This is a genomic window from Candidatus Cloacimonadota bacterium, from assembly GCA_028706475.1.
Taxonomy (GTDB): Bacteria; Cloacimonadota; Cloacimonadia; order Cloacimonadales; family Cloacimonadaceae; genus UBA5456.
Genome location: JAQWBI010000013.1, coordinates 30,803 through 46,582, shown reverse-complemented (window position 1 = coordinate 46,582; position 15,780 = coordinate 30,803). Strand labels below are relative to the sequence as shown.

Annotated in this window: 18 protein-coding genes; 15 read left to right on the top strand and 3 right to left on the bottom strand. The window is 46.0% G+C overall.

Annotated features, from left to right (window positions below; translation table 11 throughout):
* Positions 1–142: 142 nt before the first annotated feature.
* The 15 genes from PHF32_04100 (at position 143) to PHF32_04030 (ending at position 13,935) form a co-directional block, all read left to right on the top strand.
* On the top strand, positions 143–589 hold the full coding sequence (locus tag PHF32_04100; GenBank protein MDD4559910.1) for a DUF134 domain-containing protein: 447 nt from the start codon (positions 143–145) through the stop codon (positions 587–589).
* A 10-nt stretch (positions 590–599) separates the two neighbouring features.
* Positions 600–932, top strand: coding sequence for a NifB/NifX family molybdenum-iron cluster-binding protein (locus PHF32_04095; GenBank protein MDD4559909.1), 333 nt, complete (start codon positions 600–602; stop codon positions 930–932).
* A complete protein-coding gene (locus tag PHF32_04090; protein MDD4559908.1) occupies positions 932–1,783 on the top strand; it encodes an ATP-binding protein in 852 nt (283 codons plus the stop codon). The genes PHF32_04095 and PHF32_04090 overlap by 1 nt, the downstream gene beginning before the upstream one ends.
* Complete coding sequence (locus PHF32_04085) at positions 1,780–2,652, top strand: ATP-binding protein (protein ID MDD4559907.1); 873 nt, start codon at positions 1,780–1,782, stop codon at positions 2,650–2,652. Before PHF32_04090 ends, PHF32_04085 begins: the two co-directional genes overlap by 4 nt.
* Positions 2,649–2,990 (top strand): NifB/NifX family molybdenum-iron cluster-binding protein, encoded by a 342-nt coding sequence (locus PHF32_04080; protein ID MDD4559906.1) that lies wholly within the window; start codon positions 2,649–2,651, stop codon positions 2,988–2,990. Before PHF32_04085 ends, PHF32_04080 begins: the two co-directional genes overlap by 4 nt.
* Position 2,991: 1 nt before the next feature.
* Positions 2,992–3,237, top strand: a complete 246-nt coding sequence (locus PHF32_04075; GenBank protein MDD4559905.1) for a DUF5320 domain-containing protein — start codon at positions 2,992–2,994, stop codon at positions 3,235–3,237.
* The gene (locus PHF32_04070; protein MDD4559904.1) at positions 3,238–4,059 is read left to right on the top strand and encodes an Mrp/NBP35 family ATP-binding protein; all 822 of its coding nucleotides are present in this window, start codon (positions 3,238–3,240) and stop codon (positions 4,057–4,059) included. It begins immediately after the preceding gene.
* 239 nt (positions 4,060–4,298) lie between these two features.
* Positions 4,299–5,174 carry a 4-hydroxy-tetrahydrodipicolinate synthase gene (dapA, locus tag PHF32_04065; GenBank protein MDD4559903.1) on the top strand — a complete coding sequence of 292 codons (876 nt, stop codon included), beginning with the start codon at positions 4,299–4,301 and terminating at the stop codon, positions 5,172–5,174.
* A 22-nt stretch (positions 5,175–5,196) separates the two neighbouring features.
* Positions 5,197–8,121 (top strand): insulinase family protein, encoded by a 2,925-nt coding sequence (locus PHF32_04060; protein ID MDD4559902.1) that lies wholly within the window; start codon positions 5,197–5,199, stop codon positions 8,119–8,121.
* On the top strand, positions 8,118–9,182 hold the full coding sequence (gene rsgA / locus PHF32_04055; GenBank protein ID MDD4559901.1) for a ribosome small subunit-dependent GTPase A: 1,065 nt from the start codon (positions 8,118–8,120) through the stop codon (positions 9,180–9,182). Before PHF32_04060 ends, rsgA begins: the two co-directional genes overlap by 4 nt.
* Positions 9,179–10,063, top strand: coding sequence for an NAD(+)/NADH kinase (locus PHF32_04050; protein MDD4559900.1), 885 nt, complete (start codon positions 9,179–9,181; stop codon positions 10,061–10,063). The genes rsgA and PHF32_04050 overlap by 4 nt, the downstream gene beginning before the upstream one ends.
* Positions 10,063–11,781 carry a DNA repair protein RecN gene (recN, locus tag PHF32_04045; protein ID MDD4559899.1) on the top strand — a complete coding sequence of 573 codons (1,719 nt, stop codon included), beginning with the start codon at positions 10,063–10,065 and terminating at the stop codon, positions 11,779–11,781. The genes PHF32_04050 and recN overlap by 1 nt, the downstream gene beginning before the upstream one ends.
* Positions 11,765–12,664: a hypothetical protein gene (locus PHF32_04040; GenBank protein MDD4559898.1), complete on the top strand. Its 900-nt coding sequence runs from the start codon at positions 11,765–11,767 to the stop codon at positions 12,662–12,664. The genes recN and PHF32_04040 overlap by 17 nt, the downstream gene beginning before the upstream one ends.
* 20 nt (positions 12,665–12,684) lie before the next feature.
* Positions 12,685–13,128, top strand: a complete 444-nt coding sequence (locus PHF32_04035) for an NfeD family protein (GenBank protein ID MDD4559897.1) — start codon at positions 12,685–12,687, stop codon at positions 13,126–13,128.
* Between the two features lie 57 nt (positions 13,129–13,185).
* Positions 13,186–13,935, top strand: coding sequence for an ABC transporter substrate-binding protein (locus PHF32_04030; protein ID MDD4559896.1), 750 nt, complete (start codon positions 13,186–13,188; stop codon positions 13,933–13,935).
* Between the two features lie 65 nt (positions 13,936–14,000).
* Here the strand turns inward: PHF32_04030 and rpmA are convergent, their stop codons facing one another.
* From rpmA to PHF32_04015, 3 genes are all read right to left on the bottom strand, one after another.
* Positions 14,001–14,261 carry a 50S ribosomal protein L27 gene (rpmA, locus tag PHF32_04025; GenBank protein MDD4559895.1) on the bottom strand — a complete coding sequence of 87 codons (261 nt, stop codon included), beginning with the start codon at positions 14,259–14,261 and terminating at the stop codon, positions 14,001–14,003.
* A gap of 14 nt (positions 14,262–14,275) precedes the next feature.
* Positions 14,276–14,590, bottom strand: a complete 315-nt coding sequence (gene rplU, locus PHF32_04020; protein ID MDD4559894.1) for a 50S ribosomal protein L21 — start codon at positions 14,588–14,590, stop codon at positions 14,276–14,278.
* Between the two features lie 141 nt (positions 14,591–14,731).
* Complete coding sequence (locus PHF32_04015; GenBank protein ID MDD4559893.1) at positions 14,732–15,700, bottom strand: diguanylate cyclase; 969 nt, start codon at positions 15,698–15,700, stop codon at positions 14,732–14,734.
* Positions 15,701–15,780 lie beyond the last annotated feature (80 nt).

Here is a 15,780-nt window from a genome sequence, read left to right as displayed (position 1 = left end):
TTTGGGATGTTCATGGTATGCGTAGTCGGGATAAGGATGTGAGTATCGACAAGAATCTAATTGACATAAAACCCAAGTTCGGAAGAATTGAACATAAGTTCACATCAAACACCGAACTCAATACCGATAAATAGGAGATAAGATGCCACGTGCCAAGAACTTACGTACACTGCAGGAGCTGCCAATAGTGAAGGGATTTCGCCCGTTATGGATGCGAACTAACTACAGGCAGGCGGTAACTCTGAATCTGGAAGAGTACGAAGTAATCCGGTTGATCGATTATGAAAATCTCATCCAAGAGCAGGTAGCAGAATTGATGAATGTCTCCAGACCCACCGTTACCCGCATTTACGAGAGTGCGCGCAGAAAGCTGGGAACAGCTTTGGTGGAAGGCAGAACTTTTGTGATCGAGGGTGGAGATGTGCAGATGTCCAATACATATTATCAATGCGAAGAATGTCAGCATCGTATAGCGCTTTGTCCTCATGAGGAAAGCCCCCGCGTATGTCCCGCTTGCGGTTCCGAACGCATCATTTCTTTGGCAGATTGCTTTATACGTGGTTGCCGTCGTTGCAGAAGATGTAGATAAAGGAGAATACATGAAAGTAGCAATTCCAGTAACACAGGGAAAACTCAGTTCACACTTTGGTCACTGCGAGGTTTTCGCGGTTTTCCAAATTGAAGATAACAGGATTGTTAAGGAAGAAATGGTAGATCCTCCGGTACACGAGCCCGGATCTCATCCCAGGTTCCTGCACGAGATTGGGGTTAGCGTGGTTATCTCCGGTGGGATGGGTATGAAAGCTCAGGAACTGATGAATCAGAACGGCATTGAAGTGATCATCGGAGTATGTCCCCTGCCCCTCAGAGAGATCGTGGAAATGTATTTGCAACACAAATTAGAAAGCGGCGAAAACCGCTGTGACCACTAATGCGCATCGCTATCGCCAGCGGTAAGGGTGGTACGGGAAAGACTACTCTGGCAGTAAACCTTGCTCTCTTTGCCGCCGAGAATGAGCCCGTCTTGCTGATGGATCTGGATGTGGAAGAGCCCAATGGCAGCATCTTTGTGGAAGGCGAATTGCAGAATGAGACTGTTGTCTATCGGGAAGTTCCACAGTGGGATCAAAGCGCTTGCACTCTGTGCGGAAAGTGTAGTTCCCTATGTGCTTATAATGCACTGTTAAAGCTGGGCGAAACAATTCTGGTGATGCCAAATTTATGTCATTCCTGCCATGCTTGCAGTGAGCTTTGCCCCGCGGAAGCCTTGCCAATGAAGCAAGAAAGCCTGGGCAAGCTGCGCCATCTGCAAAGTGGAGATTTGAGATTTGTGGAAAGCAAGCTGGATATCGGTTTGGAGCAAGCATCTCCCTTGATCGCAGAAAGTCTGAAGTATGCAGACAAGATGTTTCCCGACATAGGTTTACAGATTATTGACAGCCCTCCCGGAACAGCTTGTGCGATGCTCTCTTCGGTAAAAACTGCAGACTTTGTAGTGTTGATCAGCGAGCCTACTCCCTTTGGTTTACACGATCTGAATCTCGCCGTAGAGACGATACGCCAATTGAGCATTCCCTTTGGCGTGGTGGTGAATCGCGATGGTATTGGGAATGATGATATTTATAAGTACCTAGAGCAAGAAGGTATTGTGCTATTGGCGCGGATACCTCATCAACGCAGGATCGCCGAGATCTATTCGCAAGGAGGGTTGTTGTACAAAGCAATCCCGGAAATCCGGACTGCACTGGACAAAATACTCTGCTATGCAAAGGGAATACGATGAAAGAAATAGTAATCATATCCGGAAAAGGCGGAACCGGCAAAAGCTCAATCTGCTGTGCCTTGGCTCATTTGTGGAAGGATAATGCGGTAATCGCAGATTGTGACGTTGATGCTGCCGATATGCATTTGATTCTGCATCCGCAAAGCTCTGACAGCAAAGATTTCTTCAGTGGGATAAAGGCGACAATCGAAGTATCGACTTGCAGTTCCTGTGGTTTGTGCGCCTCGGTTTGCCGATTTGGCGCAATCTCCGAACATGAGGGCAAGTATCTGGTAAACCAGCTGGATTGCGAAGGTTGCGCATATTGCTATCGCATCTGCCCCACGGGAGCTATCAGCATCCCAGAGCAGAAAGTTGGGCAATATCACATATCACAGAGCAGGCTGGGCTGCACACTGATCCACGCACAACTGAATATCGGGGCGGAAAACAGCGGCAAGCTGGTCTCGAAAGTAAAAAGCGTAGCGAGGCATCAAGCCAAACAGGAACACAAGGATTTCCTTCTGGTGGATGGCTCTCCGGGAATCGGTTGCCCCGTGATTGCGTCTCTTTCCGGAGCACATTTAGTGATACTGGTTACAGAAGCCAGCAAATCTGGCTTTAGCGACCTGAAACGAGTGTGGGAACTGGTAAAAAGATTCAATATCCCGGGAGCTTGTATAGTAAACAAGGCAGACATAAATTCTGCTATCTGTAAAGAAATCAAAGAGTATCTACGTAAGGAAAAAATCCTGGCATTGGGTGAGATTCCCTATAGCGAGGATTTTCCTGCCGCCATCTCAATGGGAAGGACATTAATAGAACAAAACGAATCAACATGGCGTCCGATCTTTGAAAAGATGGGGAATGCCATAAAGGAGATATTGTGAAAATAATCTTTACATCCAGCGGAGAAGGCTGGGATGCCAAAATTGATCCCCGCTTCGGCAGGACAGACTTCATCTTGCTGTACAATGAAGAGACAGATGAACTGAGCAGCATAGATAACAGAGAAATCCAGGGCGTGGCACATGGTGCTGGGCCTAAAACGGCAGAAAAGATCTTCAACCTTGGCGCAGATGTCTTGATCACTGGTAACGGCCCCGGTGGCAATGCTGCCTCCATCTTGAGCAAAATGCCGCTGAGAATATATATCAAAGCTAGTGGAATGACTATTCGCGAAGCTTATGAGGCCTATAAGAACAATAAACTAACAAAAGGAGCATAGGATGCCTAGAATGGATGGAACAGGACCTTGGGGCATGGGACAATTGGGCAGAGAAATGGGCCCCTGCGGCAGGGGAGCCGGTTGTGGTAGAGGACGCGGTTTGGGTGCACGCTTCCGTACTCGCTTGACAGATAATGCTGGATTTTCAGACATGTACCCTTATAACAAAGACTCGCTTCAGACTCAGAAGCAAGAGCTTGAAGCTCAATTGAACTGGATTAATAATGAACTGAATAAGGAACAGTAAATGACAGACGAGAAAGACCAAAAAGACCTCCAAGTTCAAGCGAACCTGAAGAAAATCAAACACCGCATTATAGTAATGAGCGGCAAAGGCGGTGTGGGCAAAAGCTTTGTAGCCACAAACTTGGCTTATGGCCTGGCCATGCAAGGCAAAACCGTGGGCATTCTGGATGTGGATGTGCACGGACCTTCAGTGGTAAAACTCACAGGCATCGAAGGCATGGGAATCCCCACTGCTGTAAACGGCATGCCGGCACCTATTAAAGTACTGTCCAACCTCTATGTGCTTTCTGTGGCATCGCTGATCAAATCCGAAGATAGCGCACTGATCTGGCGCGGACCCATGAAGATGACCTTGATCAAGCAGTTCTTCAGCGATTTTGAGTGGCCGGAATTGGATTATTTGGTAATTGATTGCCCTCCGGGAACTGGCGATGAACCGCTTTCCGTAATACAAACCATGGGCACATTGGATGGCGCTGTGATAGTAAGCACTCCTCAGGATTTGGCTGTTTTGGACGTCAAGAAATCCGTGAATTTCGCCCAGCAATTGAATCTGCCAATCTTGGGACTGGTGGAAAACATGAAGTACTTCCGCTGTCCGGATTGCGGAAAGACAACCAGGATATTCAGTGGTAATGGGTTGGAAAGATTGATCTTCGACCATCAATTGGATCTCTTGGCTGAACTGGAAATGGATCCCAACATTGGCCTTTCTGCAGATCAGGGTAAGCCATACATCTATTTCTACAATAAAATGCCCTCGGCGCAGAACCTGATGGATATGGTGCTGAAAGTACTGGAAAAAGTAGAAGAAGCAAAATAACATCAAGGTCTATATTGCTAACCGGGTACAAACATCGACCTCACAGACAGAATGCCTGCCTTTGAGATACAAGGATATTTGGATCCGGTTCAGCATTTATAGAGCTTCAATTTTCCCATGTGACGATAAATTTATATTGACGGATTTCTGAATCCTCGATAGCATGCAAACGAAGTTAATTTTGTGTTATTATGTGATAAATCTATGCCTAAAATAGAGATCTTGACTGTGGAGGAAAGATGCTGCAAGGATCTTATGTTGCACTAGTGACGCCATTCAAAAATGGCAATGTGGATTGGAGTGCTCTAGAAAACCTGATTAATTTTCATTTAGACAACGGCACAGACGGGATACTGCTTCTTGGTACCACCGCCGAAGCAGCCGCCTTGGCAGGGGATGAGAAAGACGCCCTCCTTCGCTTCGCACAACAGAGGATTGCCAAAAAAGTCCCGGTAATGATTGGAACTGGTACGAATAACTACATGCAGAGTCTCGCCAACACCAAAAAGGCAGAGGAATTTGGTGCGGATTATGCCCTTGTAATCACTCCCTATTACATAAAACCCACTCAAAGTGGCATGTACGAATACTTTAAAAGCATAGCGTCCAAAGTAAACATCCCGATCGTGATCTACAATGTTCCCGGACGCACTGGAGTGAATATCTCCCCTGAGACCACCATACGCCTTGCTCGTGAATGCCCCAATATCGTCGGTATAAAAGAGGCCAGTGGCAACCTTGTACAAGCTACCTTTATCCTGAGAGACGCCCCAGATGGCTTTAGCCTGATGAGCGGGGAAGATGCCCTGAACATGCCTCTGATGGCGATAGGAGCCAAAGGGTGCATTTCGGTAACTGCAAATGTTGCTCCAAGATTGATGAGTGAACACATGTCCAGTTGCCTAAATAACGATTTCACCGCAGCCAAAGCTCAACATGCCTATTTGGCGCAGTTGAATCACTTGATGTTCATAGAAACAAACCCCATCCCAGCCAAAGAAGCACTGCATATGATGGGCTATATGGATCTGGAATTCCGTCTACCCCTCTGCAAAATGCAGGATAACCACCGCGAGATATTACGCGAAGGGTTGAAAGCATATAATCTCATCTGAAACAATCTTAAGGAATACACTCATGAAGAAAACCAAGCTATTACATGGCTTTGAGCTGATTCAAAGCCAGGAGATTAGCGAAATCAACTGCAACTACAATCGCTACCGTCACCGAAAGAGCGGAGCAGATCTGATTTTTCTGGCATGCTCTGACAACAATAAAGCATTCAATATCACCTTCAAAACCATCCCAGAAGACGATACGGGATGCCCGCACATTTTGGAGCACTCTGTGTTGAACGGCAGCAAGAACTACCCCGCAAAAGGCACCTTTATGGAACTGGTAAAGGGTAGCCTGAATACATTCATAAACGCCATGACCTCAGCCGACTGGACCAGCTATCCCGTTGCGTCCACAAATGATAAAGACTTCATAAACCTGATGCGAGTGTATTTGGATGCAGTGCTGTATCCCAGAATCTACGAAGAATCACGCATCCTGGATCAAGAAGGCTGGCACTACGAACTGTTTAGCGAAGATGCCGAGATAAACTATCGCGGTGTGGTGTACAACGAAATGAAGGGCGCATTTTCGTCTGTCGATAGCATAATAAACCGCTATTGTCAGCATGCTCAATTCCCGGATACTCCTTATGGCTTCGAGAGCGGTGGCGACCCAGATTCAATTCCGGAGCTTACACAAGAGAAATTCACACAATTCCATAGCAAGTATTATCACCCCTCAAACAGTAAAATTTGGCTGTATGGAGACATGGATATTGACGCCACGTTGAAGATCATCGATGAAGAGTATCTCAGCAACTTCGATGATCCCGGGATCAGGATTGAATTACCTGAACAAAAACCCTTTAAGGCGCTCAAACAAATAGATTGCCAATATCCTTTGGGCGACGATACGGATCCCACGGATCAATATTATCTGGCCTTGAATTTCACCTATGGGAAGGTCACGGATACTTATCTAGATCAAAAGCTCTCGCTTCTATGCGAATTACTGATGTACTATCCCGCTTCCCCTCTGAAAAACGTGATTCGGGAATCGGGCTTGTGCAAGGATTCCACCATTTCAGTGCAAAATGATATTCTTCAGCCCACAATCACAATCATCTGTAAACAAGTTCAAAAGGACAAGCTAAAACCTCTTAGTGAGCTCATCCGCAAAGAATTGAGCCGGATATCGAAAGAGGGATTCGACAAAAAGATGCTGGAAGCGATGATAAATTACAAAGAGTTCTTCCTGCGCGAAGCTCAATTGAATCGCTTTCCCAAAGGTTTATTCTACAATTTATACTGCTTGGGCTTATGGAATCATGGCGGCGACCCTAGCAACTTCCTGGCCTTTGAAGGTTACCTGAAAGAATTGCGTAGGGGCTTGAAAGAACCCATGTTTGAGACTCTTGTCCAAGAGGTCTTTTTGGAGAATACACACAGTACTGAAGTTCATTTTGAGCCGATTCCTGGATTGATCGCAAAGCAAGAAGCAATTACCAAAGCTAAGCTGGATGCATATAAGAAAAAGCTGAGCAAAAAAGAGATAAGCGAACTGATAGCCTACAACAAAGATTTGAAAGCTTGGCAAGAAGCTTTGGATAGCGATGAAGATATCCAGAAAATCCCGCTGCTCAACCTTAGTGATGTGGATTCCAAAGCCCAATCGCTACCCTGCGAAAGCGATATCCAGGGGACATACACAATACTGAAGCACCCCGTGCATACCAATGGGATAGTTTATCTGAAGGCTTTTTTCGACCTTTCTCATGCTAATGTCCAAGACCTGCCCTGGATAAAGCTCTATACACAGCTCTTGGGGCAAATCAACAGCGAAAACTTCAGCTTTGGTGACCTTTCCAACGAAATCAGCAACAATACCGGTGGCATAAACCTGTATGTTGATGTGGCAAACAGCTATCAGACTCCTGATGACATTCTGCCCAAACTGGTACTCTCCGGTAAAGCTATTGCTTCCAAGACTGCCAAATTGATGGATCTTTGTACTGAATATGCCCTGAGACCTGCCTTGGACAATCCCTCTCGTATCAAAAGCCTGATCATGGAATTTAAGACTGCCATGGAGCATAATGTGATAAACAGCGGAATGCAGATAACCGTGCAAAGAATGTTTGCTCCCTTCTCGCAGTATCATGCCTTCAAAGATAAAATCAACGGTTTGGACTATCTGAATTTTCTCCGTGATCTAGCCAATAACATGGAAAGTGATATCGATAAGATCATAGGAGAACTGAAATGGGTTCAGTCGCATTTCTTCAATATTCACAAAGCCATATTCAGCATAACGGCAAATGAAGAGCTGATAGATGATGTAGTAAATAAATTACCTGCCTTCACGAAAGAGTGTGGCACAGACGAACATCCGGCTGTGGAAAATGAATTTATCACGAGCAGCACCAATGAAGGAATTGCCGCTCCGATCAAGATCCAGTATGTAGTCCAGGGCGGAAACTTTTTCCGCAAAGGCTATTCCTACTCCGGCCGCCTGCGTGTATTGGCAAACATCCTCAGCAATGAATTCCTCTATAAAGAGCTGCGAGTGAAGGGTGGAGCTTACGGTGGCGGGACCAGTTTCGGTATGGACGGATATCAGTATTTCTATTCTTACCGGGATCCAAACCTCCGTGAAAGCCTGGATGTCTACAGTAATGTCCCGGAATTCATCCGCAGCTTCAAATGCAGTAAACGTGACATGAACAAATACATCCTGGGCGAGATTTCTCAGTTGGATTATCCCAAAACACCAGAAGCCATGGGAACTACTGCCGCGATGGATTATATCACCGGATTTACTCAGGAAGACCGTCAACAAATCCGCGATGAAGTACTCAGCACAAATCTGGAGGACCTGCGGCAATATGCAGATTTGATTCAAGCTATATTGGACAAAAATCATTACGCCGTAATGGGAAACGAAGCCAAGATCAAGGATGCGGCAGATCTGTTTGATATGATCACACCCTTGTTCAAAAAGTGAAACAGAAAGATAAGAAAAGAACCAAAAAATATACCGGCAGGCTGAAAAACATCTGTCTGCCGGATCTTGATATATTGGACGACGAACATCATGACATAGGCTTCAAAAGCTCTCGCAGCGCTCATAAACGAAACCTTGTGTTAAAAAGCGATACCGAGCTTAGAAAAGCCAGGGTAATCGAGGTGATGAGTAATTACCAATGCCGGATCAATCTTGACGACAAACAGGTCAACGCCTCAATCGGCGGACGTCTGAAACAGTTCAAGAATGAGAGTAGCGGCATTTTGGCCGTAGGGGACTATGTGGAAGTGGACATTACTTACGAACCCGACTACCGCATCGAGAACATTCTGCCGCGCAGAAACAGCATGATCCGCTACAGCGGCGGCTCTTTTCAAAAAGAGATCACCCTGGCTGCAAACATCGACCAAATTGTAATCACAAGCTCCTGGCGGATGCCAATCTTCAAACCGGGATTGGTGGACAGATATCTCATCATGGCAGCGAAATTCAACATCCGGCCCATTCTGGTGCTGAACAAGATTGACCTCTGTGAAGATTTTGATGAACTGGAGGATGAGATAACCTATTACAAGGATTCTGGCATCAGAGTGATTCTCACTTCTGTGGTCGATGGTCGTGGCATGGAAGAACTTAAAAATGAATTGAGGGATAAAGACTCTGTGTTTTCCGGACACTCCGGAGCAGGAAAAAGCTCTCTGATAAACTCTTTGGAGCCGGGACTGGAGTTGCTAACAGCCGAGATAAGCGATTTCAACGAGAAAGGCAAACATACCACCACTCAAGCTCTGATGTTACCCTTTAGTTTTGGCGGATACCTGATAGATACACCTGGGATCAAGACACTTACTCTACATCAGCAGGACAAAGAATACATCCCCAAGCTATTTCCGGGCTTCGATCGCTTCTATCCCCAGTGTCTGTTCCGGGATTGCACCCACATCCACGAAGAAGGTTGTGCGGTGCTGTCAGCAATGGAAGAAGGCAATCTAGACCCTTTTCGTTATGAATCCTATAGATGGATAATGGACAATATATGAGAAACTTCGCCGTTTACATAAATCCCGGTTTTGCAGACAAAGCCAGCATATTCTGTTTGCTGTACCGACTCAAGGATGAAGATAAGAGCCAAAACACATCCGGAAAGGAATTGCTTTTCTTTGGAGAACTCAGCCAGAAAGACATCCTGCAAGAGCCCGTTCAAGTAGTCGATTTTTACCACAAAAACAAGGGAGTATCCATAGATTGCATTTTAGTCTTTGGCGGTGATGGTACCATCCTGAAAGCCAAAGATTTGGCCTTGAAAACCGGAGCTCCCATTCTGGGTATCAATCTGGGTTATCTGGGCTTTCTATCCGAGAGCACACTTCCGGAGATTAGCGCTTCCATCCGCGATTTGGTAGCAGGCAAGTACAAGATTCTATCCCGCATGCTGATTACTTGTACGCTGAAACGAGGAGACCGGGTAATCCGGCAAGGACAGGCATTGAATGACGTGGTAGTGTATAAAGGTGAAAATCCCGGTTTGATAAATGCCCGCATCTTTGCCAAAGGACGCTATGTGTTCGATGCCCGTTGCGACGGAGTAGTGGTTTGCACTCCCACAGGTTCCACAGCCTATTCACTATCCGCTGGAGGACCCATTCTTGCACCTCAGATGAAGGCCATGGTTCTCAGTCCGCTCAATCCGCATTTACTCACGATTCGTCCCATGGTATTCCCCGCCGAGGAAAAACTGTGTCTCAAGATCTATAGACTCTCCCAAAACGCATGGCTTCAGATCGATGGCAGTAATGTCTGCCCGGTACAGGAACAGGATGAGTTACACATCACCGCTTCCCCCCACGAAGTTCGTTTTATCAAACTCTCCAAACGCACTTTTTACCGTATTCTGCGTAACAAGATGCACTTGGGAAAATAATGCTGAGCGAAATCTATATCAAGAACTACATACTCGTTCCTGAACTAAGGATGAAGTTCAATCCCGGTCTGAGCGTTATCACCGGAGAAACTGGAGCCGGGAAGTCGATCCTGGTAGGCTCCATCGGGATCATCCTGGGCGACAGCCCCGCAGGATTGGAAGCTTGGGACAAAGATCACGCCATCTACCTGGAGACATGCTTCAAGCAAGGTGATAACGACGAGCTTAATGCCCTCCTGCAAGAGATCAACAACGATCAGGAAGAAGAGCTCATCCTGGCAAGAGAGATCTCTCAGAATGGCAAGTCTGCCTACTACATAGGTGGACGCAGAGTCTCGGCAGCCGTAATGAAATCCATAAAGCCCCTGCTGCTGGATTTTCATCATCAGCGGGATCAACAGAAGATACTGCTCTCCTCCTATCAATTGGAGATAGTGGATCGCTTTGCCGGATGCGGGGACTTACGTGAGCGTTTTCGACGAGATTGGATAGCTCTGAAGCGGCTTCGGGCAGATTTGGATGCCATGCAAAAAGAGCAAGAAGAACAACGCCAGATGATCGAACTGTATCGCTATCAATTTGCGGAATTGGAGAGCGCAGCCATCAAACCGGGAGAAGATTTGTCCCTGCAAAAGGAATATGAATTACTCTCCCACTCCATGGATATCCTCAGCTTGGGCAACACCATGAATCAAGCTCTATTTGAAAGCGAAAACAGCATATTTGACCAGTTGGGACACTTTGCCTCACAGCTGGAGCAGTACAAGGGGCTGAACAACGCTCTTCAGAATGTAGTTCAGAACCTTACCGAAGCATTGGAAGCCCTGCGCTCCACCTCCTTTGAGCTTTCGGGTATTCTAGATAACCTCAATCCCGATCCCACCCGCATCAATGAGATCGAAGAACGTCTGAACCTGATCAACTCTCTTCTGCATAAGCACAGGGTAAAGAGTGTGGAAGATTTACTACAGCTATTTGAGCAACGCAAAGCCGAGATAGCTGCAGCGCAAAACATTGACAGTAGTATCATAGAAGCCCGTAAAAAGATGGATGAGAGCATCTTAGCCATCATCAAACAAGCAGACGAGTTAAGCCGAATCCGTAATGAAGCAGCACAAAGATTAAGCAGGGACTTGGAGCAAAGCATTCGCAATTTGGGCATGAATGATGCCCGCTTCAAGATTAAGATTGACAAAAAAAGAGAAATTGAAATAAACAAGCAAGATGCTTTACTTGCATATTCAGAAACAGGACAGGATAGCGTTGAATTTCTGTTCTCGGCAAATACCGGCAGCGAATTGAAGAATCTTGCTGCAGTTGCCAGTGGAGGAGAGATGAGCCGCATCCTATTGGGAATAAAGGAAGTATTGGTTAGCAAAGAGAGTGCAAGGCTTCTGATTCTGGACGAAATTGACGCTGGGATCGGAGGTAAGACAGCCGATAAAGTTGCCGCTTGCATTGCTCAGATAGCAAAAAAGCATCCTGTTCTTTGTGTTACTCATCTAGCACAGATAGCAGCCGTTGCAGACACTCATATCGCGGTTGTGAAAAGCGCAGAGTCCAGAACCAGCGTGAGCCTAAGCGTTCTAGACAGAGACGAGCGTATTGCCGAATTGGCCAGAATGCTTTCCGGCAGCGCTTCACCTCTTGCACTGAAGCACGCAGAGGAACTTATAAATAGACATAATAAAGAGGAATTAAGTGAGCAAAAGATCTAGAAGCAGAGCTAAAGGTATAGCAGTATTTGTGGTTTTTTTGGCACTGGTTGCCACCATTATCCAGTATGAAAAGAGCAATACCGGAAAGGTGAATATCGATTTTAAAACCAGCACCAATGAATACAGGGATCTGATGTTTATAAACAAAGCTCAGGTACAATTCAGCGCCAAAGATATCGCTGCAGCCCAGGAAGGAATAAACCGGATCATCAATGAAAAGGGAAAGCAACGTATCCGCAAACAAAACGAGAGCAACTTCGGGGCATACCTGTTTTCCGTTCCTCAAAATGAACTGGACGGGATTATCGCAGAATTGAAAACATTTGGTGTGATTAGCTCACAAACAGAGCAGATTGATACCTCTCTGGTAAATCTCGATTACGACACAGAAAGCGCACGCTTGGCCAGCTATGAAAATGAACTGACTGAACTCGACAAAGTCCGCTTTCCTTCAGAGCAGCAAAACCGCAGAAAAGAATCTTTACACCTGTTGATCCGGGAATCCGGTCAGAAGCTGGATAAGCTTCGTGAACAGGAGAATGTGTTGCTATACATCACACTAAGACCCCTCCAACGAAGTATCGGCTGGTTTGGTATGGTGAAGACTCTTGTTCTCATCTATCTCAAATGGCTCGGCATCTTTGCAATTGGCGTAGTTCTATTATTCTTTGGTTCAAAATTAGTAATGTATTTCCTTTCTGCCTTGGGAGTAAAGAACATCAATACCAGTGGATTGGGCGGCGGTTACACATATGGAGGCAACTATTCCAGTTATGGCCGTTACAATTCCCGCTACGGATCCGACTCCAGAAAGCGGAAAGTGAAGCGAATTTACAAGGATAAAAGCGCATCTTCAGAGAACAAGGACGATACAGAAAAATAAAAGTATAGCAGGAGATTATTATGGTTCTACTCGCCTGGCACATTTGGATGATCCTGGGGATTATCCTGATAATCATCGAAATCTTTGATCCTGCCTTCTTCTTTGTGTCCCTGGGTATCGGAGCTATAGTAACCGGCCTCTTTGCCTTGCTCCCCTTCGTTCAATCCAGCATCCTGCTGCAGATCATGCTCTTTGCCATATTCAGCTTCATCGCCTTTCTATTGATGCGCAAATTGGGCAAAAAGGTACTGGCTCATCCCGGGAAAGAAACCAACGTATATGCCTTGAAAGGCAAGTTCGGTCACATTGTAACGCCAATTCCTCCAGATGGAAAGGGATATGTGAAAGTGGGCGGTGAAGAATGGGTAGCAGTTACAGAAGGTCATCTACCCATAGACGCCGGAGAGAAAGTATTGATTACTGGTATCGACGGCAACAAGCTGATTGTCCAGAAACACGAATAACCACAATATGGAGCCCGGTTATGATCGGGCTCTTGCTTTAAACCAGGAGATGTTCATATGAAAAAAAAGCCGGTTTTATTGGTATTATGCCTTTTGGCCATTACCTTTCTCGCTTCATGCGGCAACAAAGAGAAGCCCGTATTGCGCATCGGCATGAATGCGGAATTCCCTCCTTTCGCTTCCATTGTGGACAGCACTTTTGTGGGAGTTGACGTGGATATCAGCCACAAAATCGCTGAAAAACTTGACCTACCCTACGAGATTGTCAACATGGAGTTTGGTACCTTGATCAATGCCCTGCAAGCTGATAAGGTGGATATAATCATCTCCGCTATGTCCATCACACCAGACAGAGCTCGCATACTGGAGTTCAGTGAACCATACTACAGGGCAACCCAAGTCTTGATCGCCGGTGAGAAGAGCCCGCAGATGCCGGATAGCGAAGAGCAATTGAAGAACTACAGGATCGGTGTTTTACATAGCAGCACAGCTCATAAATACATCAATGAGACTTTTGTGGACAAGGATATGATGCCCCATGACGCCTTATTACTGTATTCCACCAATGTTGAAGCGATCAACGACCTAATCGCGGGAAACATAGACTTTATGGTAAATGATAGCAGCGCAGCATACGGCTTCTCACAAAGCTACCCCGTATCTATGGGACTGCACCTCAATACAGTGGAAGAATATGCCATCGCAATGCCCCGTGATGGTCAATACAACGAAAAGATAAAGAAAGCCTTGCGAGAGCTTATCGATAGCGGAGAAGTGACCTCGATTATCTCTAATTACTTCTTCTAGTTTACAAAGTAAAAAACAGCAAAGCCGCTATAACTTTGCTGTTTTTATATCTCTAGCTTATTAAACTATTCGCTTATTGGCTCCACGCTTACGAACTTTTTACCAGCTTGCTTGGTTTCGAATTTCACGTGTCCGTCGATAAGGCTGAATATGGTAAAATCTCTGCCGAGTCCCACATTGGCTCCGGGATGAATCTTGGTGCCTTTCTGGCGCACAATGATATTGCCAGCGCTTACATATTCACTGCCGTATTTCTTCACTCCACGGTATTTGGGATTGCTGTTCCTACCGTTACGACTGCTTCCAACACCTTTCTTATGTGCCATATATGTATCCTTCCTTAAGCCCGAATCTCGGTAACTTTAATGTCGGTGAATTGCTCACGGTAACCCTTTTTTACACGATAGCCCTTACGGCGTTTGTGATGGTAAATTACCTTTTTCTTGCCTTTACCGTGGTCAATAACTTCTGCTACGATCGCGGCGCCTTCGACTACGGGAGTGCCGACAACTACTTCTTCGTCTTTACGAACCAGAAGTACGCGGTCAAATTCAAGAGTCTGACCGGGCTCTGCCGTATTCAGCAAGGGAACGCGTAGTACTGCGTTTTTTTCAGCCCTGAACTGAAATCCTTTAATGTCAACGATGGCGTACATCATATCTCCTTGTAAATTGTCTATGAAAGCTCATGTTTTTTAGTACCCAATATCTGTCAAGCAGAAAGCGCTGAGCTTTCCATAAGTCCCTACAATAAGCTCACTTAAGCTATACGATAAAAGCAATATCAGGTAATTGCACTATACATCCAGACATTCGGGCTGATAATGAATACAGCGATTTTTACCCGCCTGCTTGGCCGCATACATAGCTTGGTCTGCTTCCTGGACGATAGTTTCCCCAGTATCTATGCCCATGTGGTAGGAGAGTCCTATACTAACGGTAAAACTAAAGTCTCCATCGGGAACCGGTATCCGGATCTTTGCCACTTGCTCCCTTACCCTCTCGATTACTATCATTGCTCCTTTGCACGTGGTTTCAGGAAAGACAAAGAGAAACTCCTCGCCACCCCAGCGCCCCACATAATCGGTGGTGCGAATCTGTTCCTTCAAAACTTTGGCCAGTTCTATCAAAGCTACATCGCCAACATCATGCCCATATTGATCGTTAATTTTTTTGAAGTTATCCACATCTGCCATAGCTACTGCCAATCCGCGTTTACTACGAGATGAACGCTGAATTTCTTTATCCAAGATTTCAGTCAGAACTCTGCGATTGAGCAGTTGTGTAAGGCTATCATGCCTGGCAAGTCTACGTAGTTCTTCCATGGCCTGTTGTAGTTCTTGGTTCGACAAGCTCAGTTTGCTATTCAAATCCCTCAGGTCTGCTTCTGCTTGCTTTTGTGGATCGATGTCCACAAAAATCCCCACCAATCCTGCTGCTTGTCCTTCCCTATCTGTAACCCTGGAGACATGCAAATCTGCCCAGAAGTAAGTACCGTCCTTCTTTACATATCGCCTACTCAGGCGGATTCCGGGGAGCTCACCGGATATCAAACGATCATAGTTCGCTTTGCTGGACTGTCTGTCTTCCGGAGGAGTCACATCGTTCACATGCAATCTTTTAGCTTCCTCTGCAGTATAGCCCATCATGCTGCACCAGGCTGGGTTTACCATCACATACTTCCCTTCCGTATCGGTAAGCCCTATTGCTACTACGGCAGAATCGAAAATCGTTAAGTAAAGATCTTCCAGCTTCCAGTTTATCATGATTGCTCCTTTCTCCGAGGTGTATCAAGCATAAGGGGGAACCCATGGCCCATTATGCCGGGTTCCCCTGATTGCACTAT